Annotated in this window: 21 protein-coding genes and 2 other annotated features; all 21 genes read left to right on the top strand. The window is 38.6% G+C overall.

The features are described from left to right. The first annotated feature begins 32 nt into the window (after window positions 1-32). The 21 genes from radA to rpsG all read left to right on the top strand — a co-directional run bounded on the left by radA (window position 33) and on the right by rpsG (window position 22,849). The gene (gene radA, locus AQ616_RS18360; protein WP_017795100.1) at window positions 33-1,412 is read left to right on the top strand and encodes a DNA repair protein RadA; all 1,380 of its coding nucleotides are present in this window, start codon (window positions 33-35) and stop codon (window positions 1,410-1,412) included. An 82-nt stretch (window positions 1,413-1,494) separates the two neighbouring features. Next, window positions 1,495-2,583, top strand: coding sequence for a PIN/TRAM domain-containing protein (locus AQ616_RS18355; protein WP_026133668.1), 1,089 nt, complete (start codon window positions 1,495-1,497; stop codon window positions 2,581-2,583). Between the two features lie 122 nt (window positions 2,584-2,705). After that, window positions 2,706-4,175, top strand: a complete 1,470-nt coding sequence (gene gltX / locus AQ616_RS18350) for a glutamate--tRNA ligase (RefSeq protein ID WP_069686524.1) — start codon at window positions 2,706-2,708, stop codon at window positions 4,173-4,175. 71 nt (window positions 4,176-4,246) lie between these two features. Continuing rightward, window positions 4,247-4,473 (top strand) — a binding site (T-box leader). 49 nt (window positions 4,474-4,522) lie between these two features. After that, window positions 4,523-5,200: a serine O-acetyltransferase gene (cysE, locus tag AQ616_RS18345; protein ID WP_017795103.1), complete on the top strand. Its 678-nt coding sequence runs from the start codon at window positions 4,523-4,525 to the stop codon at window positions 5,198-5,200. After that, on the top strand, window positions 5,181-6,587 hold the full coding sequence (cysS, locus tag AQ616_RS18340) for a cysteine--tRNA ligase (RefSeq protein WP_069686523.1): 1,407 nt from the start codon (window positions 5,181-5,183) through the stop codon (window positions 6,585-6,587). The genes cysE and cysS overlap by 20 nt, the downstream gene beginning before the upstream one ends. Then, window positions 6,587-7,003 (top strand): Mini-ribonuclease 3, encoded by a 417-nt coding sequence (locus tag AQ616_RS18335; protein ID WP_017795105.1) that lies wholly within the window; start codon window positions 6,587-6,589, stop codon window positions 7,001-7,003. Before cysS ends, AQ616_RS18335 begins: the two co-directional genes overlap by 1 nt. Beyond that, window positions 6,993-7,739 carry a 23S rRNA (guanosine(2251)-2'-O)-methyltransferase RlmB gene (rlmB, locus tag AQ616_RS18330; protein ID WP_017795106.1) on the top strand — a complete coding sequence of 249 codons (747 nt, stop codon included), beginning with the start codon at window positions 6,993-6,995 and terminating at the stop codon, window positions 7,737-7,739. The genes AQ616_RS18335 and rlmB overlap by 11 nt, the downstream gene beginning before the upstream one ends. Next, window positions 7,739-8,248, top strand: coding sequence for an NYN domain-containing protein (locus AQ616_RS18325; protein WP_017795107.1), 510 nt, complete (start codon window positions 7,739-7,741; stop codon window positions 8,246-8,248). The genes rlmB and AQ616_RS18325 overlap by 1 nt, the downstream gene beginning before the upstream one ends. 138 nt (window positions 8,249-8,386) lie before the next feature. After that, window positions 8,387-9,040 carry an RNA polymerase sporulation sigma factor SigH gene (sigH, locus tag AQ616_RS18320; RefSeq protein WP_017795108.1) on the top strand — a complete coding sequence of 218 codons (654 nt, stop codon included), beginning with the start codon at window positions 8,387-8,389 and terminating at the stop codon, window positions 9,038-9,040. Between the two features lie 168 nt (window positions 9,041-9,208). Further along, window positions 9,209-9,358, top strand: coding sequence for a 50S ribosomal protein L33 (rpmG, locus tag AQ616_RS19360; RefSeq protein WP_077595843.1), 150 nt, complete (start codon window positions 9,209-9,211; stop codon window positions 9,356-9,358). Between the two features lie 172 nt (window positions 9,359-9,530). Next, on the top strand, window positions 9,531-9,704 hold the full coding sequence (gene secE / locus AQ616_RS18315) for a preprotein translocase subunit SecE (protein ID WP_017795109.1): 174 nt from the start codon (window positions 9,531-9,533) through the stop codon (window positions 9,702-9,704). A 164-nt stretch (window positions 9,705-9,868) separates the two neighbouring features. After that, a complete protein-coding gene (gene nusG, locus AQ616_RS18310) occupies window positions 9,869-10,405 on the top strand; it encodes a transcription termination/antitermination protein NusG (RefSeq protein ID WP_069686527.1) in 537 nt (178 codons plus the stop codon). A 160-nt stretch (window positions 10,406-10,565) separates the two neighbouring features. Beyond that, window positions 10,566-10,991 carry a 50S ribosomal protein L11 gene (gene rplK / locus AQ616_RS18305; RefSeq protein WP_011064510.1) on the top strand — a complete coding sequence of 142 codons (426 nt, stop codon included), beginning with the start codon at window positions 10,566-10,568 and terminating at the stop codon, window positions 10,989-10,991. Between the two features lie 186 nt (window positions 10,992-11,177). Further along, on the top strand, window positions 11,178-11,870 hold the full coding sequence (gene rplA, locus AQ616_RS18300) for a 50S ribosomal protein L1 (RefSeq protein ID WP_017795110.1): 693 nt from the start codon (window positions 11,178-11,180) through the stop codon (window positions 11,868-11,870). A gap of 47 nt (window positions 11,871-11,917) precedes the next feature. Beyond that, window positions 11,918-12,071: a sequence feature (ribosomal protein L10 leader region), on the top strand. 85 nt (window positions 12,072-12,156) lie between these two features. Further along, on the top strand, window positions 12,157-12,657 hold the full coding sequence (gene rplJ, locus AQ616_RS18295) for a 50S ribosomal protein L10 (protein WP_069686522.1): 501 nt from the start codon (window positions 12,157-12,159) through the stop codon (window positions 12,655-12,657). A 55-nt stretch (window positions 12,658-12,712) separates the two neighbouring features. Then, on the top strand, window positions 12,713-13,075 hold the full coding sequence (rplL, locus tag AQ616_RS18290) for a 50S ribosomal protein L7/L12 (RefSeq protein WP_017795112.1): 363 nt from the start codon (window positions 12,713-12,715) through the stop codon (window positions 13,073-13,075). Window positions 13,076-13,279: 204 nt separating this feature from the next. After that, window positions 13,280-13,885, top strand: coding sequence for a class I SAM-dependent methyltransferase (locus tag AQ616_RS18285; protein WP_017795113.1), 606 nt, complete (start codon window positions 13,280-13,282; stop codon window positions 13,883-13,885). Between the two features lie 388 nt (window positions 13,886-14,273). Next, entirely contained in the window at window positions 14,274-17,813 is a 3,540-nt protein-coding gene (gene rpoB, locus AQ616_RS18280) for a DNA-directed RNA polymerase subunit beta (RefSeq protein ID WP_017795114.1), read from the top strand. A 111-nt stretch (window positions 17,814-17,924) separates the two neighbouring features. Then, window positions 17,925-21,536, top strand: a complete 3,612-nt coding sequence (gene rpoC / locus AQ616_RS18275; RefSeq protein ID WP_017795115.1) for a DNA-directed RNA polymerase subunit beta' — start codon at window positions 17,925-17,927, stop codon at window positions 21,534-21,536. A 391-nt stretch (window positions 21,537-21,927) separates the two neighbouring features. Beyond that, window positions 21,928-22,344, top strand: a complete 417-nt coding sequence (gene rpsL, locus AQ616_RS18270; protein ID WP_017795116.1) for a 30S ribosomal protein S12 — start codon at window positions 21,928-21,930, stop codon at window positions 22,342-22,344. A gap of 34 nt (window positions 22,345-22,378) precedes the next feature. After that, window positions 22,379-22,849, top strand: a complete 471-nt coding sequence (gene rpsG, locus AQ616_RS18265; protein ID WP_011064518.1) for a 30S ribosomal protein S7 — start codon at window positions 22,379-22,381, stop codon at window positions 22,847-22,849.

The following is a 22,849-nucleotide window of genomic DNA, read 5'->3' as shown; positions in this document are numbered from 1 at the left end:
AGGCTACAATAATAGAGAAGGGGTTAATAAATTTGGCAAAACGAAAAACAAAGTTTGTATGTCAGGAATGTGGATATGAATCAGCTAAATGGATGGGAAAATGTCCGGCTTGTCATCAATGGAATACCATGGTGGAGGAAATAGATCCAGCTTCGGTTAAAGGTCGGACAGGCTATGCTACTAGTACGACATCTGCAGGTGCAGGTAAGCCTGAAAAAATCACAGCGATTGAATCGAAGAAAGAACCTAGAATTACTACGAACATGAAAGAGTTCAACAGAGTGCTAGGTGGCGGAATTGTACTAGGTTCACTTGTTTTAATTGGAGGAGATCCGGGTATTGGTAAGTCAACCTTATTACTCCAAATATCCTCTCAATTAGCAGAAAAAGATATGTCAGTACTTTATGTTTCTGGAGAGGAATCAACTCGTCAAACAAAATTACGTGCAGATCGACTCGATATTGCAACAGATCAGTTGTATGTTTTATCAGAAACCAATTTATATGATATTAGTAAACAGGTAGAAGAAGTAAAACCGTCCTTTGTAGTAATCGATTCGATACAAACCATATTTAAAGAAGAAGTAACGAGTGCTCCAGGAAGTGTTTCTCAAGTACGTGAATGTACAATGGAGCTAATGAAAATAGCAAAATCAAATGGAATACCTATTTTTATTGTTGGTCATGTAACAAAAGAAGGTTCCATTGCTGGTCCTCGATTATTAGAACATATGGTAGATGCTGTTCTATATTTTGAAGGCGAGCGTCATCACACATATCGTATATTACGAGGAGTAAAGAACCGTTTTGGTAGTACGAATGAAATGGGAATATTTGAGATGAAAGAAGAGGGATTACGAGAAGTAATGAATCCGTCTGAGATATTTCTAGAAGAACGATCAGAAGGGGCAGCTGGGTCGACAGTTGTAGCATCGATGGAAGGAACGAGAACGGTATTGGTAGAAATTCAAGCATTAATTTCTCCCACTAGCTTTGGAAATCCTCGTCGTACTGCAACAGGAATAGACCATAATCGTGTACCGTTGTTAATGGCCGTTTTAGAAAAACGTGTCGGTTTGATGCTTCAAAATCAAGACGCATATATAAAAGTTGCTGGCGGCGTAAAGTTAGATGAGCCAGCTATTGATCTAGCATTAGCTGTAAGTATCGCTTCTAGCTTTCGAAATCAACCAACGAATCCGAATGATATTTTTGTAGGTGAAGTAGGTTTAACTGGTGAGATTAGAAGGGTTTCTCGAATTGAGCAACGTGTACAAGAAGCGGCGAAATTAGGTTTTAAACGCGTAATATGTCCAAAAAATAATTTGGATGGTTGGAATTATCCTAGTGGAATTGATGTCATTGGTGTATCAAGTGTACAAGAGGCTTTAGATATTGGATTACGTCATTAATATTTCTTTTTATTCTATGAAAAAACCTTATGGGATACTTTTCCAAATAATAGGCAATACTAGGGTTAGGAGGTGAGCGATGGTGCTTAAAAAGATAGTTCATTTATTCTTTATTATATTAGGTGGTACCGTCGGGTATTTATATATACCGGAAATTTTTAGTTTGTTAAACGTAACAGATCCTGCATGGTTGAATTCGCCGATATTAGGTATGATTATTGGTGCTATTATATTCTTCATACTCTCCTACTTATTGGTTGATTATATTGCAGGTTTCTTACGCTGGGTTGAGGATGCGCTTATTAAACTCCCAGCGATGGATTTATTTTTTGGAAGTATTGGTCTGATCGTAGGTTTAGTGATTGCGTATTTTATCAATATACCGCTTCAAGATACAGGAATTCATATCTTGTCACAGGTATTACCATTTTTCATTATGATTACCTTTGGATACTTAGGATTCCAAGTAGGCTTTCGAAGACGTGAAGAATTTGGCAATTTAATGCGGGCGAATAAAAAGGGACGTCGTATTCCAGAAGAAAATGCAGCACCGGCTGATAAACCAAAGGCGAAGATTTTAGATACAAGTGTAATTATTGATGGAAGAATTGCAGACATTTGTCAAACGAACTTTCTAGAAGGAACCATAGTCATTCCACAATTTGTTTTAGGAGAATTACAGCATATTGCTGATTCATCGGACACGTTAAAACGTAATCGTGGTCGTCGTGGATTGGATATCTTAAATCGTATTCAAAAGGAATTACCGATTAATGTGGAAATATATGAGGGAGACTTTGAGGATATCCAAGAGGTTGATAGTAAACTGATTAAATTAGCGAAAGTAATCAATGGTATTGTCGTGACGAACGATTTTAACTTGAATAAGGTTTGTGATTTTCAAGGAGTAAACGTTCTGAACATTAATGACCTAGCGAATGCGGTAAAACCAGTCGTATTACCTGGTGAAGAATTACATGTACAGGTTATTAAAGATGGGAAAGAGCAAAACCAAGGTGTTGCTTATTTAGATGATGGTACGATGATTGTCGTTGAAGAAGGCAGAGACTATATTGGAAAAAATATTGAAGTAGTTATTACGAGTGTTTTACAAACTTCTGCAGGTAGAATGATATTTGCAAAACCAAAATTACTTGAAAAAGCGCTCTAAAAAGGGTATAACTGATAAAGGACGAAGAAAAGTGATAACATGAAATATGTTATCACTTTTTCATATAGAACTTATTCGATGATAAGCGAATTCATATTTATTTCCTAAGGAGGCAACAAGTAATGAATCAAGAAGTTCGCGTGCGTTATGCTCCAAGTCCAACCGGACATTTGCATATTGGGAATGCACGAACTGCATTATTTAATTATTTATATGCAAAGCATTTTGATGGAAAGTTTATTATCCGTACGGAAGATACAGATGATAAAAGAAATGTTGAAGGTGGCGAAGAAAGCCAATTAAAATACTTAAAATGGTTAGGGCTCCAGTGGGATGAAGGTGCTGATATCGGTGGAGAGTACGGCCCTTATCGTCAAACGGAACGCCTTGATATTTATCAAAGATACCTTGATGAATTATTTGCGAAGAATTTAGCTTATAAATGCTATATGACAGAAGATGAATTAGAAGCAGAACGTGAAGAGCAACGCCAAAATGGACAAGTTCCAAAATATTCTGGAGCTCATCGAGATTTAACACCAGAACAGATCGAACAATTTGAAGCAGAAGGTCGTCAACCAAGTATTCGTTTCCGAGTTCCAGAGAACACTACGTATACATTTAATGATCTAGTGCGCGGACCGATTACATTCGAGTCAAGTGATTTTGGTGACTGGGTTATCGTGAAGAAGAATGGAATTCCAACCTATAATTTTGCAGTAGCGATTGATGATCATTTAATGAAAATCAGTGATGTTTTGCGTGGGGAAGAACATATCTCGAATACTCCGAAGCAAATGATGATATTTGATGCATTTGGTTGGGAAGCTCCACGTTATGGACATATGACACTTATCCTTAATGAAGAGCGAAAGAAATTAAGTAAGCGTGATGAACATATTCTCCAATTTATTGAGCAATATCGTAATCTTGGCTATTTACCTGAAGCGATGTTTAATTTCATTAGCTTACTCGGATGGTCTCCGGTTGGGGAAGAAGAGATGTTCACACAAGCGCAACTGATTGAAATTTTTGATCCAGAACGTCTATCTACTTCTGCTGCAATCTTTGACCAACATAAACTGAAATGGATGAATAACGAGTACATTAAAGCAGCGGATCTTGATAGAGTTATTGATCTTGCATTGCCGCATTTAATAAAAGCAGGAAAACTGCCAGAGGAAATGGATGAAGAAACTCGTCAATGGGCAGAAAATGTGATCTCGCTTTATCGTGAACAGTTACGTTATGGTGCGGAGATTGTTGAACTTACAGAACTATTTTTCCAAAAAGAACTTTCTTATGATGAAGCAGCATGGGAAGTGCTTAATGGGGAACAAGTTCCGGAAGTGCTACAAGTTTTTACGGATAAGTTGATTCACTTGGAATCGTTTGATAAAGACTCTATAAAAGCTCAATTTAAAGCAACACAGAAAGAAACTGGTCATCGTGGTAAAAAATTATTCATGCCAATTCGTGTTGCGACAACTGGTCAAATGCATGGCCCTGAACTGCCATTTGCGATTGAGTTACTAGGTAGAGACATTATTCTTGATCGATTGGATAAACTATTGAAAGAAATGGGAGCATAAGGATTCACATTTAGGCGAATTTGTAATATATTAAGCATATAGAAACCCGATAAATATGAGCTATTAAAATAGATAAAACGTAGAAGAGGGAAAGTAAGATTAATTTGTTTACACAGAGAGAACCACGTTTGCTGAAAGTGGCTTTAAGCAATTAATCTGAAGTGCTCCTCGGAGTCTGTGATGGAAAATGTAGAGTACATCACAGCGGGAACTCTGCCGTTATAGGAGTCAAGTTGAGAGAAGTAATGGTATAACCCTTCTCTAAACAGAGTGGAACCGCGCGAGAGGCGTCTCTGTGTATATCATACACAGAGACGCTTTTTTAATGCAGGAAGGAGGTTTTCCGTTTGGGTATTTTTAAAATGATGAAAGAGGATATGGATGTTGTATTTGAGCAGGACCCAGCTGCTAGAACGTATGTTGAAGTAATGCTTACGTATTCGGGATTACATGCTGTATGGTCACATCGTGTTGCCCATTGGTTTTATAATAAGCGATTATTGTTTATTGCACGTGTGATTTCACAATTAAGTCGGTTTTTCACTGGAATCGAAATCCATCCTGGAGCAAAAATAGGCCGTCGATTATTTATTGATCATGGGATGGGAGTTGTCATCGGAGAAACATGTGAGATAGGCAATAATGTTACCATTTTTCAAGGAGTAACCCTTGGTGGTACCGGTAAAGAAAAAGGTAAACGCCATCCGACTCTAAAGGATAATGCGCTGATTGCAACTGGCGCCAAAGTACTTGGTGCGATTACGATTGGTGAAAATTCAAAAGTCGGTGGCGGATCAGTCGTGCTCAAGGATGTCCCAGATAATTCCACGGTTGTAGGTGTTCCTGGGCAAGTAGTCGTACAAGATGGAAAAAGAGTACGAAGAGACCTCGATCATCATAAAATACCAGATCCTGTCTCTGATAAGTGTGAAAATTTACAGACACAAATAGACGAGTTAACAGCGGAAATTGCTTCGTTGAAAGAGGAAAGGAGAACTTTAGAAAATGACCATTCAAATATATAATACGTTAACAAGACAAAAAGAAACGTTTAAACCAATGGAAGAGGGAAAGGTAAAAATGTATGTATGCGGCCCAACCGTGTATAACTACATCCATATTGGTAATGCAAGACCCGCGATTGTGTTTGATACCGTTCGACGATATTTAGAATATAGAGGATTTGATGTAGATTATGTATTAAACTTCACGGATGTTGATGATAAAATCATTAAAACGGCAAAAGAAGTCGGTGAAGAAGTTCCCGCACTTGCGGATAGATTTGTAAATGCGTATTTAGAAGACGTTGGAGCACTTGGAGTAAAAAAAGCTACAAAAAACCCGAGAGTAATGGATACGATGGATGATATTATTGCTTTCATTTCAGCCTTAATTGATAAAGGCTATGCGTATGAAGCGGATGGAGACGTGTATTTTAAACCAAGATCCTTTGACTCTTATGGCAAATTATCTCATCAATCAATTGATGAATTACGTTCTGGAGCACGCATTCAAGTAGGAGAGAAAAAAGAAGATCCACTTGATTTTGCATTATGGAAGAAGGCAAAAGACGATGAAATTGCTTGGAAATCTCCTTGGGGGGAAGGAAGACCGGGTTGGCATATTGAATGCTCGGCAATGGTAAAGAAACACTTAGGGGATACGATTGATATTCATGCTGGTGGGCAGGATTTAACCTTCCCACATCATGAAAATGAAATAGCGCAATCGGAAGCAATGAACGGGAAGCCTTTTGCAAACTATTGGATGCATAATGGGTATATTAATATTGATAATGAGAAAATGTCGAAGTCACTCGGTAACTTTGTACTTGCAAGAGACTTAATCCAAGCGCATGATCCAAGAGTGTTACGCTTCTTTATGTTATCTGTTCATTATCGTAATCCAATTAACTTTACAGAAGAACTACTTGAGAGTGCAAAAACGAGCTTAGAACGGATTCAAACAGCTTATCATAATCTGTCTCATCGACGCGATTCAAGCTTAAATCTAACTAACAATGATGCTAAGTGGCTGCAAATGGTAGAAGCTGCAATGAGTAATTTTGAACAAGATATGGACGACGATTTCAATACAGCTAATGCAATTTCTGTTTTATTTGATTTATCGAAGGAAGCGAATGTTTATCTTCAAGAAAATCAAACTTCTACTAAAGTTATAGATGCTTTTCAAGATGCGATTGCACAGATTCTAACAGTATTGGGAATTAATATTTTAGAAGATGAAGAAATATTACTTGATGAAACAATTGAAGCGTTAATTGAAGAAAGAAATGAAGCCCGTAAAAACCGCAATTTCAGTAGAGCAGATGAGATTCGTGATATGCTCAAAGAAAAAAGTATAGTACTCGAAGATACTCCACAAGGTGTTCGTTGGAAAAGAGGTAAGTAATGAAACAAAGTGATGTGAAGCAGCTAAAAAGCCTTGCCCTTGCTTATATAGGTGATTCTATTTATGAATTATATATTCGAGAATATCTTTTAGAACATGGTACGGTAAATCCTAATAAGTTACATCAGTCTGCAACATCGTATGTCGCGGGAAAAACTCAGGCAATGGTCATTTTACGTTGGTTGGAAGTTGACGGATTTCTTACCGAAGAAGAACAAAAAGTTGTTTCTCGGGGAAGGAATGCTAAATCGGGTTCGGTACCAAAAAATATAAGTGTCCAAACGTATCGGTATAGTACCGCGTTTGAGGCACTAATTGGGTATCATTATATGTTGAAGAACCAAGGTCGATTAGAAGAACTTATTCAAAAAGCAATTCAATACGTGGAAGAAAGGAGAGATAACCATGGACAATGAAGTCATTATGGGAAGGAACCCAGTTATAGAAGCTTTGAAGTCTGGGCGATCAGTGAATAAAGTAATGGTTACAGAGCAAATACAAGGTTCCACATTTCAAAAAATTAATCAATTAGCAAGAGAGGCTGGAACAATTGTACAAAAGGTGCCACGTTCAAAATTAGATCAGATGGAATTGGGGAATCATCAAGGAGTGATAGCATATGTAGCTTCTTATACGTACGCCACATTAGACGATTTATTTAATCGGGCAAATGAACGTGGAGAGGACCCCTTCTTTATCTTATTAGATGAATTAGAAGACCCCCATAACTTAGGTTCGATATTACGAAGCGCAGATGCAACAGGTGTCCATGGTGTTATTATTCCTAAACGACGTTCTGTTGGATTAACCGCAACTGTAGCAAAAACAGCAGCAGGAGCAATAGAACATATTCCAGTTGTGCGTGTAACCAATATGTCTAACACCATTGATGAATTAAAAGAACGACATGTTTGGATTGTTGGAACTGAAGCGGAAGCAGATGAAGACTATCGAAAATTAGATGGATCGTTACCTATTGGTATCGTTATTGGTAACGAAGGTAAAGGTATGAGTCGTCTCGTTCGAAAAAAATGTGACTGGACAGTGGGCTTGCCGATGGTCGGACAAGTATCTTCACTCAATGCGTCGGTAGCTTGTGGGCTTTTACTTTATGAAGTCTATCGTAAACGTTATTCTCTCGGGGATCAGTAATGAAAGAAGTCTTGATTGTCGATGGATATAACGTAATTGGTGCTTGGGGAGAATTACAACGGCTTAAGGAAAAAGATATTGGTCAGGCAAGAGATCGACTCATTGAAGTGTTAGCGGAATATCAAGCTTTTACTGGAAAGCATGTGATTCTCGTTTTCGATGCTTATTATGTACGTGGTGTAGAGAATAAACAACAAAAATTTAACATTGAGATTATTTATACGAAAGAAAAAGAAACGGCAGACGAATGTATCGAAAAATTGGTTAAAGAAGTGAAAAACATCCAAACTCAAGTCTATGTAGCGACCTCGGATTACGCAGAACAACGGACTATTTTTGGACAAGGTGCACTTCGTAAATCTGCTCGAGAGTTACTTATAGAAGTGCAAGATATGGATAGAGAGATTCATATTAGTTTAGAAGTCCATCGAAAAACAAAACCACAAGCAAAAATAAAAATTGATAAAGAAATCATGGAAAAGTTCGAACAAATGCGAAGAGGGGAATAGTAGCTCGTACGTCTCATCAAAATCATACAATTCGACAAATTATGACTTTTTTGGAGTTTAGGTCAAGTTGACGGTATTAAAACGCTTCCTGTATAATATTTCCTATACTTATAGAAGCGGAATTGCAGGAGGCGATCTTTGGTGAATATCGGGCAAATAGACACGACCAACAAGGGATTAGAACAGCTTGATGATACTGATTTGCTAAAATTCATTCGTCAAGGGAATAGTCATGCGCTAGACCTCCTTATACAACGATACATTAGTTTTGTACGAGGAAAAGCACGGACATATTTTTTGGTGGGTGCTGATAAAGAGGACATTATTCAAGAGGGGATGATTGGTCTTTATAAAGCAATACGTGATTATGATGTGGACAAGCTCTCCTCTTTTAAAGCATTTGCAGAATTATGTGTAACAAGACAAATTATTACGGCAATAAAAACAGCAACCCGTCAAAAACATATTCCATTAAATTCATACGTTTCTTTGGACAAGCCAATTTATGATGAAGAATCAGACAGAACTTTGCTAGACATAATAGGTGGATCCATCGATGTCGATCCACAAGAATTATTGATTAGTCAAGAAGATTATGGAACGTTGGAACACAAATTATCGAAATTATTAAGCGACTTAGAAAAGAAAGTATTGCAATTATATTTAGATGGACGCACATATCAAGAGATATCAGAGCATTTAAACCGTCATGTGAAGTCGATTGATAATGCGCTCCAGCGAGTAAAACGAAAACTAGAGCAACTGATGGAATCGAATGGAGTTTCATTGTAAATTATAAAAAAACTTATCGACAGAAAACGACAATAAGAATCTGAAAATTATGGGAAAATTTTACTGTTTCTTGTAATAGAAGTGATAGATTGTTGTGATGCCGTTGACATAATTCGTGCTAGGTGCTACAGTAATATAGTCTATAATCCCTTCGTAAGGGGTGGAATAATGAGTACAAAAATTACATTGGCATGTGCTGTATGTTCAAGCAGGAATTATTCGACAAACAAAAATGTATCCAATCAATCTACAAGATTAGAAGTAAAAAAGTATTGCAAAACATGCGGGAAACATACATTACATCGCGAGACGAAATAAAAGAATGCAATTTAACATTATGCGCCATAACTGTCTGCAAGATTCGCTCTCGAGAGAGGGAATTATCAGACGGTCAAACTGTTTTATTTAGGTAAGATCAGTGGGGTGATAAATCCCGGTGGATAAAGTTTTGTTTTTATATAGAATCGTGTGGGTTCGGGGGGTACAAAGAATGTTTAAGTTTTTAAGAAATGTATCTAGAGAGATGAAAAAGGTAAGTTGGCCAAAAGGAAAGGAACTTAGAAATTACACTGTGGTCGTTATTTCTACAGTAATTTTCATGGCTGTATTCTTTTTTGTCGTAGATTTAGGGATTTCTCAAATTTTAAATGCATTTTTTGAATAATTAAGCTATAATAAGGTATACTGTACTAAGCGCATATATATTTAAACTAAAAACCCGGCATTTGCGGGTTTTTTAATGTTGGAAGAAAACTCTTAAAATAGTGTTGGTGTGTTTCATATAATGAATTGCAAGGGAGGGAAGGACAACATATTGTCCTAATGAAGATGGAGAAAAATTGGTATGTCGTTCATACTTACTCAGGGTATGAAAACAAAGTAAAAATGAATCTAGAAAAACGTGTTGAATCAATGGGGATGGAAGATAAGATCTTTCGAGTAATTGTCCCAGAAGATGAAGAGGCTGAGATCAAAAACGGCAAGAAGAAAATGGTGAAGAAAAAGTCATTCCCCGGATATGTGTTAACCGAGATGGTGATGACAGATGATTCATGGTATGTCGTTCGTAATACACCAGGTGTAACTGGATTCGTAGGTTCTAGTGGACATGGTGCAAAACCAACTCCACTAATGCCTGGCGAGATTGATGTAGTACTAAAACGTATGGGTGTATCTGAACCAACGGTACAAGTAGATTTTGAGATAAAAGAAAATGTCCGCGTTACAGATGGACCGTTCACGGACTTCACAGGGTCTATCGAACATATAGATGCGGACAAGCAAAAAATTAAGGTGCATGTAAATATGTTTGGTAGAGAAACTCCAGTAGAACTAGACTTTTCACAAGTAGAAAAATTATCATAAATTCTCCATCACTAAAAGCTTGCATTTTTTCGAAATACATGCTAAAATTCTTTTGTTATTCATGTGCCCCGAGTTGGTGCAGATGGTAAATTTGAGTGGGAGGGTTTACCAAATCTTATAACCCTATTACCACATCACGGACTTTAAGGAGGTGTGTCTCGTGGCTAAAAAAGTAATTAAATTAGTTAAATTGCAAATCCCAGCTGGTAAAGCTAACCCAGCGCCGCCGGTAGGACCAGCACTAGGTCAAGCAGGTGTTAATATTATGGGATTCTGTAAAGAATTCAACGCTCGAACACAAGATCAAGCGGGTATGATTATTCCTGTTGAAATTACGGTATTCGAGGACCGTTCATTTACATTTATTACTAAGACTCCACCGGCAGCAGTACTATTGAAAAAAGCAGCTGGAATTGAGTCTGGTTCTGGTGAGCCAAACAAAAACAAGGTCGCTTCTGTTAAACGCGATCAAGTTAAAGAAATCGCTGAAACGAAAATGCCTGATTTAAACGCAGCTGACGTTGATGCGGCAATGCGTATGGTAGAAGGAACTGCACGCAGTATGGGAATCACGATTGAAGACTAATCGATTCCGCTATTCAATCAATAAGATTTGATTGAAGTTTACAATAAGAGGTTGCGGCTGGATGACATCCGCAGCCTTATTCGTGAGATGCTAACACGGTGTTTGTGTTAATGTGCTTGATAAAAGCCTTGTGCTTTTATAAGTGGGAGGTACAACCGTTATAACCACAATAGAGGAGGAAATAAAATGGCAAAAATCGGTAAGAAGCATCAAGAAGCATTAAAGCTTGTTGATCGCTCTAAATCATATGAAATTAAAGAAGCTGTTGAATTAGCTAAAAAAGCAGCTAAAGCAAATTTTGATGAAACTGTAGAAGCGGCTTTCCGTCTTGGCGTAGATCCTAAGAAAGCAGACCAACAAATCCGCGGTGCTATGGTGTTACCACACGGCACTGGGAAAACACAACGTGTATTGGTATTTGCTAAAGGTGAAAAAGCGAAGGAAGCAGAAGCTGCTGGCGCAGATTATGTAGGTGAAGCAGACTACATTAACAAAATCAACCAAGGTTGGTTTGAATTTGATGTAATCGTAGCTACACCTGATATGATGGCTGAAGTAGGGAAACTTGGTCGTGTGCTTGGACCAAAAGGTTTAATGCCAAACCCTAAAACTGGTACAGTAACATTCGAAGTTGAGAAAGCTGTTAACGATATTAAAGCTGGTAAAGTAGAATATCGAGTAGACAAGTCAGCAAACATTCACGTACCGATCGGAAAAATTTCTTTTGATGATCAAAAATTAGTGGATAACTTCGTTGCATTAACAGAACAATTAGTAAAAGTGAAACCTCAATCTTCTAAAGGTATTTACATGAAGAACGTTTCTATCACTTCTACTATGGGACCTGGAATTAAAGTAGATGTTTCTAACTACCGTTAATTGGTAGTTGACTTTTGTCGTAACGTTCGATATACTAATTCAGGTAATAAAAAGAATACGTTATACCGTAGACAGCGGGGGCTTTATAGCTTAATTATCCTGCCGAGGTGTTTATGATGAAGATAGTTTCGCGTTATTAAAGCATTGCTATCTGCCATATATAAGCTCTCATGTCTGCATGAGAGCTTTTTACATGTCTAACTCTAACGTAAAGATTTTACGTTCTGTACGAATATGTAAAGCACAAACGAACGGTGTAATGAGGAACTTTATAGGAGGTGGAACAATGTCAGGTATCATTGAGAAAAAGAAACAAGTGGTTGAAGAAATCGCTGAAAAATTCCGTGCTAGCCAAACAGCTGTAGTTGTTGACTATCGTGGTCTTGACGTAGCAGAAGTTACTGCATTACGTAAAGAGCTTCGTGAAGCTGGTATCGATTTTAAAGTTTACAAAAATACAATGACTCGTCGTGCGGTTGAAGCTGTGGAACTTACAGACTTAAACGATACGTTAACTGGACCTACAGCTATCGCGTTTAGTAACGAAGATGTCGTAGCACCAGCACGTATCTTGAATAACTTCAAGAAAGAGCATGAGGCATTGGAAATCAAAGGTGGCGTAATTGAAGGACAAGTCGCTACACTTGATCAAATCACAGAGCTTGCAAACCTTCCGAACTACGAAGGTATGGTTTCTATGTTGCTTAGCGTACTTCAAGCTCCAGTTCGTAACTTCGCTTATGTTACAAAAGCTGTTGCTGAGCAAAAAGAAGAACAAGGTGCGTAACACACCAATCGGTTTACAAATAAAAATTAATTACAATTAATAGGAGGATTCAATCATGACTAAAGAAGAAATGATTAGCGCAATTAAAGAAATGTCTGTATTAGAACTTAACGACTTAGTAAAAGCTATTGAAGAAGAATTTGGAGTAACTGCTGCTGCACCGGTTGCTGCTGCAGGAGCTGCTGGCGGAGCTGCTGAAGAAGAAAAAACTGAATTTGACGTTGTTCTTAACAGTGCTGGTGCATCTAAGATCAAAGTTGTTAAAGCAGTACGTGAAATCACTGGTCTTGGCTTAAAAGATGCTAAAGACCTAGTAGATAACGCTCCTAAAGCAATCAAAGAAGGCGTTTCTAAAGAAGAAGCTGAAGAAGTTCAAGGTAAACTTGAAGAAGCTGGAGCTACTGTAGAAGTTAAATAAGGAAAGCTAAATAAAGAGGGAGCTCGCCGTTTTTTGGCGGGCTCTTTATCACGAAACCTCCGTAAGGGGTAGTAATAGAAGTAAACCACCGTTATAGAAGAAAAAGCACATGCTAGTCAGCTAGGATATTTTTCGATTAATCGGTGGTTTGTTTTTTAGATATAGAATCTCCAACAAACATTTCATAGTAAAGTAGGTGCCTATATGTCAGAGCATTACTTTTCCAATAATCCTCAGTCGAAAACTTCACCAAGAACGTGGATGTATGAATTGCGAGGTCGAACCTTTCGTTTCACAAGTGATATAGGTGTCTTTTCAAAGAATGATATAGATTTTGGTTCTCGTTTGCTTATCGAACAATTTCAAGAGCCTCAAATTAATGGAGATATACTTGATGTAGGTTGTGGATATGGGCCAATCGGGCTATCATTAGCAGCGGAATTCAATGAGCGTGAAGTTTCAATGATTGACGTCAATGAACGAGCGGTAGAATTAGCGAAAAAGAACGCGAGTGCAAATAATGTAACGAATGTAACTATACAAACAAGCGATTTATACAGTGCCATTGATGATGAATCCCGTTTTGCTGCGGTGGTTACAAATCCGCCGATTCGTGCGGGAAAAAAGGTAGTGCATCAGATTTTTGAGGGTGCGAAGGAATTATTGCTTCCTAATGGAGAGTTATGGGTGGTTATACAGAAAAAGCAAGGTGCCCCGTCTGCCAAAGACAAGCTAGATGATTTGTTTGGTAATGTAGAGATAGTGAAAAAAGATAAAGGTTATTTTATTTTAAAAGCGCAAAGCGTTTGACCATCGCTTTCGGGTATGCTAAGATAGGAAGATGGTAGAATGAGGATACTCTTGTCAAGGGGTATATTCATTAAAAGAAAATGTATATTTTAATCATTACAGGTAAAACTGATAGAATCGGAAAAAATACTGACCGGTTCATTGTTTTCTATAGTTTACCAAATTTTTAGCAATCTGTACAATCAGATTATGATTGTATAAGAATTATTGCTGAATGAGACCATCTGCATATCGTATGATTCATTTTGATAGCCAGATGATTACTTGTTAGATGTTGTTAGTTTCAAAGAACATAACTGATTAATAGTATCAGTAAGTTCTTTTAAATATGATTCACATTTTTATAGTTAAAATACTATTTAAATGTAAGATTTAAGGGGTGAAGCAGTTGACAGGTCAACTAGTTCAGTATGGACGGCACCGCCAACGCAGGAGCTATGCGCGTATCAGTGAGGTGTTGGAATTACCAAACCTAATCGAAATCCAAACCGCTTCTTACGATTGGTTCTTGGAAGAAGGTTTACGAGAAATGTTTCAGGATATTTCTCCAATCGAAGACTTTACAGGAAATCTATCGCTTGAATTTGTTGATTATAGTTTAGGTGATCCAAAGTACCCTGTAGATGAAGCGAAGGAAAGAGACGTAACGTACAATGCTCCGCTTCGCGTGAAGGTTCGTTTAATTAATAATGAAACCGGTGAAGTAAAGGAACAAGAAGTATTTATGGGTGATTTCCCTCTTATGACAGAAACGGGAACATTCATTATTAATGGTGCGGAACGAGTAATCGTATCGCAACTTGTACGTTCTCCGAGCGTATACTATAACGAGAAAATCGACAAGAACGGAAAACGAGGCATTGCTGCAACAGTAATTCCAAACCGCGGAGCGTGGTTGGAATTTGAAACAGATGCAAAAGATATCGCGTATGTTCGTATTGATCGTACTCGTAAGTTACCAATCACTGTGCTCTTGCGTGCATTAGGATTTGGTACAGATCAAGAAATCACAGATTTGCTTGGTGAAAACGAATATTTACGTAATACACTAGAAAAAGACAATACAGAGAATGCTGAAAAAGCTCTATTAGAAATCTATGAGCGTTTACGCCCTGGTGAACCACCTACTGTAGAAAACGCAAAGAGCTTGTTAGTATCTCGTTTCTTCGATCCAAAGCGTTATGACTTAGCGCATGTTGGACGTTATAAAATGAATAAAAAACTTCACATGAAGAATCGTTTGTTTAATCAAATCTTAGCTGAACCAATTGTTGATCCAGAAACTGGTGAAGTAATAGCAGAAAAGGGAGATAAGTTAGAACGAAAATTATTAGATAAAATCCTCCCTTACTTAGAGCGTGCAGAAGATCGTTTTGGGGAATCTGTTCTATCCCCTCATGAAGGTGTGTTAGAAGACGAAATCACGATTCAATCTGTTAAGATTGTTGACCCGACAGATCCTAATGGAGAAAGAGAACTTACTGTGATAGGTAATGGCGGAGTTACTAATGATGTTAAAAACATTACTCCGGCTGATATCTTATCTTCCATTAGCTATTTCTTCAACTTGCTTCATGAAGTTGGAGGAACGGATGATATTGACCACTTAGGTAATCGTCGCTTGCGTTCTGTTGGAGAATTATTACAAAATCAATTCCGTATCGGATTGTCTCGTATGGAACGTGTGGTTCGCGAAAGAATGTCTATCCAAGATACTTCAAGCGTTACACCACAACAACTAATCAATATCCGACCGGTTATTGCATCAATTAAAGAATTCTTCGGTAGCTCACAGCTATCTCAATTTATGGATCAAACAAATCCACTAGGTGAGCTAACGCATAAACGTCGTCTATCTGCCCTAGGACCAGGTGGTCTTACACGTGAGCGTGCAGGCTTTGAAGTTCGAGACGTACACTATTCCCACTATGGACGTATGTGTCCGATCGAAACTCCGGAGGGTCCGAATATCGGGTTGATAAACTCGTTATCTAGTTATGCGAAAGTGAATAAATTTGGTTTTATTGAGTCTCCTTATCGTCGAGTAGACCCTGAAACTGGTAAAGTAACAAATAAAATTGATTACCTGACGGCGGATGAACAGGACAACTATATTGTTGCCCAAGCAAACTCTCCGTTAGATGAGGATAGTCGTTTCCAAAACGAAGAAGTAATTGCGCGTTTCCAAGAAGACAACATCGTAGTTTCACGCGATAAGATTGATTACATGGACGTATCACCGAAACAGGTTGTTTCTGCTGCGACAGCATGTATTCCATTCTTGGAAAATGATGACTCGAACCGTGCACTAATGGGTGCAAACATGCAACGTCAAGCAGTTCCATTGATGAAGCCACAAGCTCCAATCGTAGGAACTGGTATGGAGTATGTAAACGGAAAAGATTCAGGTGCTGCAGTTATTTGTCGTCATGACGGTGTGATTGAACGCGTTGAGGCAAAAGAAGTTTACGTTCGTCGTATTTCTGTTGTTGATGGTAAAGAAGTTGAAGGCGACTTAGATCGTTATGGATTACAAAAATATAAACGTTCTAACCAAGGAACGTGTTATAATCAGCGTCCGATTGTAAGTCAAGGAGATCGTGTAACAAAAGGCGAAGTTCTTGCAGATGGACCTTCTATGGAAGACGGTGAACTTGCACTAGGTCAAAACGTTTTAGTTGGTTTCATGACTTGGGAAGGTTATAACTATGAGGATGCAATCATCATGAGTGAGCGTCTTGTGAAAGATGATGTATATACATCCATTCATATTGAAGAATTTGAATCGGAAGCTCGTGACACAAAATTAGGGCCAGAAGAAATTACAAGAGATATTCCAAACGTTGGTGAAGATGCACTGAAAAATCTTGATGAGCATGGTATTATTCGTGTTGGTGCGGAAGTAACAGACGGAGATATCCTTGTAGGTAAGGTAACACCAAAAGGAGTAACAGAGCTTTCTGCAGAAGAACGCCTATTACACGCCATTTTTGGTGAAAAAGCTCGTGAAGTACGTGACACATCTCTACGTGTACCACACGGCGGTGGCGGTATTGTTCTTGACGTGAAGATATTCAACCGTGAAGACGGTGACGAGTTACCACCAGGTGTAAATCAACTCGTACGCGCTTATATCGTACAAAAACGTAAAATCCATGAAGGAGATAAAATGGCAGGTCGTCACGGTAACAAAGGGGTTATCTCCAAAATATTACCGGAAGAAGATATGCCATATCTACCAGATGGAACACCGATCGACATTATGTTAAACCCATTAGGTGTACCTTCTCGTATGAATATCGGACAGGTGTTTGAGCTTCATTTGGGAATGGCTGCAAGACAGCTAGGTATACATGTGGCCAGCCCAGTATTTGATGGTGCACGTGAGGAAGATGTTTGGGAAACTCTTGAAGAAGCAGGCATGCCTCGTGATGCAAAATCTGTCTTATACGACGGAAGAACTGGTGAAGCATTTGATAACCGTGTATCCGTAGGTGTTATGTATATGATTAAACTTGCACACATGGTTGATGATAAGCTGCACGCTCGTTCAACTGGACCATACTCACTTGTTACACAACAACCACTCGGTGGTAAAGCGCAGTTTGGTGGACAGCGTTTTGGTGAGATGGAGGTATGGGCACTCGAAGCATATGGAGCTGCTTATACACTACAAGAAATCCTTACCGTTAAATCGGATGACACAGTTGGTCGTGTGAAGACATACGAAGCAATTGTTAAGGGTGATAATGTTCCAGAACCTGGCGTCCCAGAATCCTTTAAAGTATTAATTAAAGAGCTTCAAAGTCTTGGAATGGATGTTAAAATGCTTTCCAGCAGTGAAGACGAAATTGATATGCGCGAATTAGAGGAAGAAGAAGTTCAGGCAGCAACAAAGCTAAACATTGATGTCGAAGAAAGTGAATAAAACAATTAGCACAGAAGGTTTTAGGGTGACAATCCGAGAACCTTTCTGTTGCTTTCTATAAATAATCTGATCCAGTGGTAAAATCGCACATTAAAAAGGGAGGATTGCCCCTTGTTGGATGTAAATAATTTTGAGTACATGAAAATAGGTCTCGCATCACCTGAAAAGATTCGTTCTTGGTCATACGGTGAAGTTAAAAAGCCGGAAACGATTAACTATCGTACATTGAAACCGGAAAAAGATGGTCTTTTCTGTGAGCGTATCTTTGGACCACAGAAAGACTGGGAATGTCATTGTGGTAAATACAAGCGCGTACGATATAAAGGCGTCGTTTGTGATCGTTGTGGAGTAGAAGTAACAAAAGCGAAAGTACGTCGTGAACGTATGGGACATATCGAGCTTGCAGCTCCAGTTTCACACATTTGGTATTTCAAAGGAATCCCAAGTCGTATGGGGTTAGTATTGGATATGTCGCCACGTGCGTTAGAAGAAGTTATTTACTTTGCAGCATATATCGTTACAGATCCAGGAAGTACACCACTTGAGAAAAAACAATTGCTTTCTGAGAAAGAATTCCGTTCTTATTATGATAAGTACGGCAATACGTTTAAAGCGCAAATGGGTGCGGAAGCAATCCGCAAACTTCTTCAAGACATCGACCTTGAAAAAGAGGTGGATGCATTAAGAGAAGAATTGAAATCTGCGCAAGGACAACGTAGAACAAGAGCAATTAAACGTTTAGAGGTTATGGAAGCATTCCGTAATTCTGGTAATGATTCTAGCTGGATGGTTTTAGATGTTCTACCGGTAATTCCTCCAGAAATACGTCCAATGGTTCAGTTGGATGGTGGACGTTTTGCGACTTCTGACTTGAACGATCTATATCGTCGAGTTATAAATCGTAATAACCGATTGAAACGCCTTCTTGATTTAGGTGCGCCTAGCATCATCGTTCAAAATGAAAAACGTATGTTACAAGAAGCTGTTGATGCGTTAATCGATAATGGTCGTCGTGGCCGTCCGGTTACAGGACCTGGAAATCGTCCTTTAAAATCTCTATCTCATATGTTGAAAGGGAAGCAGGGTCGTTTCCGTCAAAACTTACTTGGTAAACGTGTTGACTACTCTGGTCGTTCCGTTATCGTCGTAGGACCACATTTGAAAATGTATCAATGTGGATTGCCTAGAGAGATGGCATTAGAATTATTTAAACCATTTATTATGAAAGAGCTTGTTTCTAGAGGATTAGCTCATAATATAAAATCAGCAAAACGTAAAATCGAGCGCGTACACCCAGATGTATGGGATGTGCTGGAAGATGTTATTAAAGAACACCCAGTACTTCTAAACCGCGCACCTACACTTCACCGTTTAGGAATCCAGGCGTTTGAGCCAACTCTTGTAGATGGGCGAGCAATTCGTCTGCATCCGCTAGTATGTACAGCTTATAACGCAGACTTTGACGGTGACCAAATGGCGGTTCACGTACCACTTGGTGCAGAAGCGCAAGCAGAAGCACGCATCTTGATGTTGGCTGCTCAAAACATTCTAAATCCAAAAGACGGTAAACCAGTAGTTACACCGTCACAGGATATGGTATTAGGTAACTATTACCTAACATTGGAACGTGAAAATGCTATCGGAGAAGGCTCTTACTTTAAAGATACAAACGAAGCATTAATTGCATACCAAACTGGTTATGCTCATCTGCATACTCGTGTTGCTGTTCAAGCGTCAAGCTTAAATAACAAAACATTTACAGAAGAGCAAAACAACAAATTATTACTAACTACTGTAGGTAAGTTAATCTTTAATGAGATTCTTCCGGATTCGTTCCCGTATATCAATGAACCAACACAGTTGAATCTTGAAGAAAAAACACCAGAGAATTATTTTGTTGATCCTGGTACGTCTATTAAAGAAGAAATCCAAAGTCGTGAACTTGTCAAACCGTTTAAAAAAGGTTTCTTAGGAGATATCATTGCTGAAGTCTTCAAACGATTCCAAATCACAGAGACATCAAAAATGCTTGACCGTATGAAAGACTTAGGATTTAGTTATTCTACCAAAGCAGGTATGACGGTCGGTATTTCTGATATTGTTGTACTTGGTGAAAAACAAGGGATTTTAGATGAAGCTCAAACTAAAGTGGATAAAGTACTCAAACAGTTCCGTCGTGGTTTAATTACCGAAGAGGAACGTTATGATCGAGTAATCGCTATTTGGTCTGAAGCTAAAGACGTTATTCAAGATAAGTTGATGGATTCCTTGAGCAACCGTAACCCTATCTTTATGATGAGTGATTCTGGTGCTCGTGGTAACGCGTCTAACTTTACGCAGCTTGCTGGTATGCGTGGTTTGATGGCCGATCCAGCTGGTAAAATTATCGAGATACCTATTAAATCAAGTTTCCGAGAAGGCTTAACTGTAATGGAATACTTTATTTCCACTCACGGTGCTCGTAAAGGTCTTGCCGATACAGCATTGAAAACAGCTGACTCAGGTTACTTAACTCGTCGACTTGTTGATGTTGCACAAGATGTAATTATTCGTGAAGACGATTGTGGAACTGATCGAGGATTAACTGTTTCAGCATTAGAAGAGGGATCTGAAGTAATCGAGCCACTATTGGATCGTTTGATTGGAAGAACTTCTTTTGAAAATGTAAAACATCCAGAAACTGGAGAAGTGCTTGTTGAAAAGAATGAGCTTATTTCTGAAGACCAAGCGAAAACAATTGTTGAATCCGGTATAAAAGAAGTAATTATTCGTTCTGCTTTCACTTGTAATACGAAGCACGGCGTGTGTCAAAAATGTTATGGTCGTAATTTAGCAACTGGTTCTGATGTAGAAGTAGGAGAAGCAGTAGGGATTATTGCTGCACAATCCATCGGTGAGCCAGGAACCCAGCTTACAATGCGTACCTTCCACACAGGTGGGGTAGCAGGAGATGACATCACACAAGGTTTACCTCGTATTCAGGAGTTATTTGAGGCACGTAATCCGAAAGGGCAAGCGGTAATTACTGAAATTGATGGAACCGTACAAGAATTCAAAGAAGTAAAAGATAAACAAGAGATTGTTGTTCAAGGCGCAGTGGAACAACGTAGTTACGCAGTACCTTATAACGCAAGAATGAAAGTAGCAATCGGAGACACCGTAGAAGCTGGTCAAGAGTTGACGGAAGGTTCCGTTGATCCAAAAGAACTCTTACAAATTAAAGGTGTTGAAGGGGTACAGGATTACTTGCTTAAAGAAGTACAACGAGTATACCGTATGCAAGGGGTAGAAATCGGCGATAAACACGTTGAAGTAATGGTTCGTCAAATGTTGCGTAAGATTCGCATCGTATCTTCCGGAGATACGGAAGTATTACCTGGCTCCTTACTTGAATTGCATCAATTCAAAGAAGCGAACCATAAAGTATTAATGGAAGACGGAGAACCTGCAACTGGGCGCCCAGTTCTACTTGGTATTACAAAAGCGTCACTAGAAACTGATTCCTTCTTATCTGCTGCATCATTCCAAGAAACAACACGTGTTCTTACAGATGCTGCAATCAAAGGAAAACGTGATGAACTTCTAGGTCTGAAAGAGAATGTTATTATTGGTAAGCTTGTACCAGCTGGTACTGGAATGCCTCAGTATCGTAATCTCGAATCAGGATTAGATACGCCAGAAACTGTTGAAGAATCTTCAGAAGAAGAAACTCAAACAGTTTAAATGGTTGAAGTCCTATAAAGACTTTTAAGCGACAATTATAATAAGCAATCGGAAGCACCAAAAAAATACCTTTTTGATATTGACATTAAAATTCTAGAATGGTACTATATTCAAGGTGCTTCCGATTATGCTTACTAAGTATTTTCGGTTGTAAAAAGTGTAATCGGAACTTACGGTTTACAAGATAACACTAAATTTATTACTAGACTAATCAACGAACAGTGACTATATGTTGATTGATACAAAGAGATATAAGGTTTTTGTGTATATAATACGCAGAGACGTTATTTTTTCCCTAAAGATGAACCACCTGGATGTGTGGCATTACAAAACATGATTCTACGGTCACTGATTGATTAATCACATAAACAAATGAAGGGAGGATAAAATCATGCCTACTATAAATCAGCTAGTGCGTAAAGGTCGTGTCAGCAAAACAAAAAAATCTGACTCTCCTGCACTTAATAAAGGCTACAACAGCTTTAAGAAGAAAATGACTGATGAAAACGCCCCTCAAAAGCGTGGTGTATGTACTCGTGTTGGTACACTTACTCCAAAGAAACCAAACTCTGCACTTCGTAAATATGCGCGTGTGCGTTTGTCTAACAACATGGAAGTAACTGCATACATTCCTGGAATTGGTCACAACCTTCAAGAGCACAGTGTTGTACTAATCCGTGGCGGTCGTGTAAAAGACTTACCGGGTGTACGTTACCATATTGTACGTGGAGCGCTTGACACTGCAGGTGTTGAAGGCCGTATGCAAGGACGTTCCAAGTACGGAACTAAAAGACCTAAAAAGAAATAAGAAATAATCATCTAGAAGAAAGGAGGATGTAACGATGCCTCGTAAAGGACCAGTACCAAAACGTGATGTATTGCCAGATCCGCTTTATAAATCTAAGTTAGTAACTCGCTTAATTAATCAAATTATGGTTGATGGAAAGCGTGGGAAAGCACAAAAAATTCTTTATAATGCGTTTGAATTAGTCGCTGAAAGAAGTGGACAAAACGCTATGGAAGTTTTTGAGCAAGCTATGAAAAACGTAATGCCTGTACTTGAAGTTCGCGCACGCCGTGTGGGTGGATCTAACTATCAAGTACCAGTAGAAGTTCGTCCAGAACGTCGTCAAGCATTAGGACTACGCTATATTGTTAACTATTCACGTTTACGTGGAGAGAAAACAATGGAAGAACGTCTTGCTAATGAAATTCTTGATGCTTCTAATAACACAGGAGCTGCTGTTAAGAGACGTGAAGATATGCATAAAATGGCAGAAGCGAACAAAGCATTCGCTCACTACCGTTGGTAA

This window comes from Oceanobacillus sp. E9 (assembly GCF_001741975.1).
In the GTDB taxonomy this organism is placed as follows: Bacteria; Bacillota; Bacilli; order Bacillales; family Amphibacillaceae; genus Oceanobacillus; species Oceanobacillus kimchii.
This window is presented reverse-complemented; position numbering and strand designations above follow the sequence as displayed.

Coding starts and splice junctions, on each gene's coding strand:
- secE (WP_017795109.1), top strand. CDS start 9,531: ATGTTTAAGTTTTTAAGAAATGTATCTAGAGAGATGAAAAAGGTAAGT.
- rlmB (WP_017795106.1), top strand. CDS start 6,993: ATGGACAATGAAGTCATTATGGGAAGGAACCCAGTTATAGAAGCTTTG.
- AQ616_RS18325 (WP_017795107.1), top strand. CDS start 7,739: ATGAAAGAAGTCTTGATTGTCGATGGATATAACGTAATTGGTGCTTGG.
- cysS (WP_069686523.1), top strand. CDS start 5,181: ATGACCATTCAAATATATAATACGTTAACAAGACAAAAAGAAACGTTT.
- rplJ (WP_069686522.1), top strand. CDS start 12,157: ATGTCAGGTATCATTGAGAAAAAGAAACAAGTGGTTGAAGAAATCGCT.
- rplA (WP_017795110.1), top strand. CDS start 11,178: ATGGCAAAAATCGGTAAGAAGCATCAAGAAGCATTAAAGCTTGTTGAT.
- rplL (WP_017795112.1), top strand. CDS start 12,713: ATGACTAAAGAAGAAATGATTAGCGCAATTAAAGAAATGTCTGTATTA.
- rpmG (WP_077595843.1), top strand. CDS start 9,209: ATGAGTACAAAAATTACATTGGCATGTGCTGTATGTTCAAGCAGGAAT.
- AQ616_RS18335 (WP_017795105.1), top strand. CDS start 6,587: ATGAAACAAAGTGATGTGAAGCAGCTAAAAAGCCTTGCCCTTGCTTAT.
- nusG (WP_069686527.1), top strand. CDS start 9,869: ATGGAGAAAAATTGGTATGTCGTTCATACTTACTCAGGGTATGAAAAC.
- AQ616_RS18285 (WP_017795113.1), top strand. CDS start 13,280: ATGTCAGAGCATTACTTTTCCAATAATCCTCAGTCGAAAACTTCACCA.
- gltX (WP_069686524.1), top strand. CDS start 2,706: ATGAATCAAGAAGTTCGCGTGCGTTATGCTCCAAGTCCAACCGGACAT.
- rpsG (WP_011064518.1), top strand. CDS start 22,379: ATGCCTCGTAAAGGACCAGTACCAAAACGTGATGTATTGCCAGATCCG.
- rpsL (WP_017795116.1), top strand. CDS start 21,928: ATGCCTACTATAAATCAGCTAGTGCGTAAAGGTCGTGTCAGCAAAACA.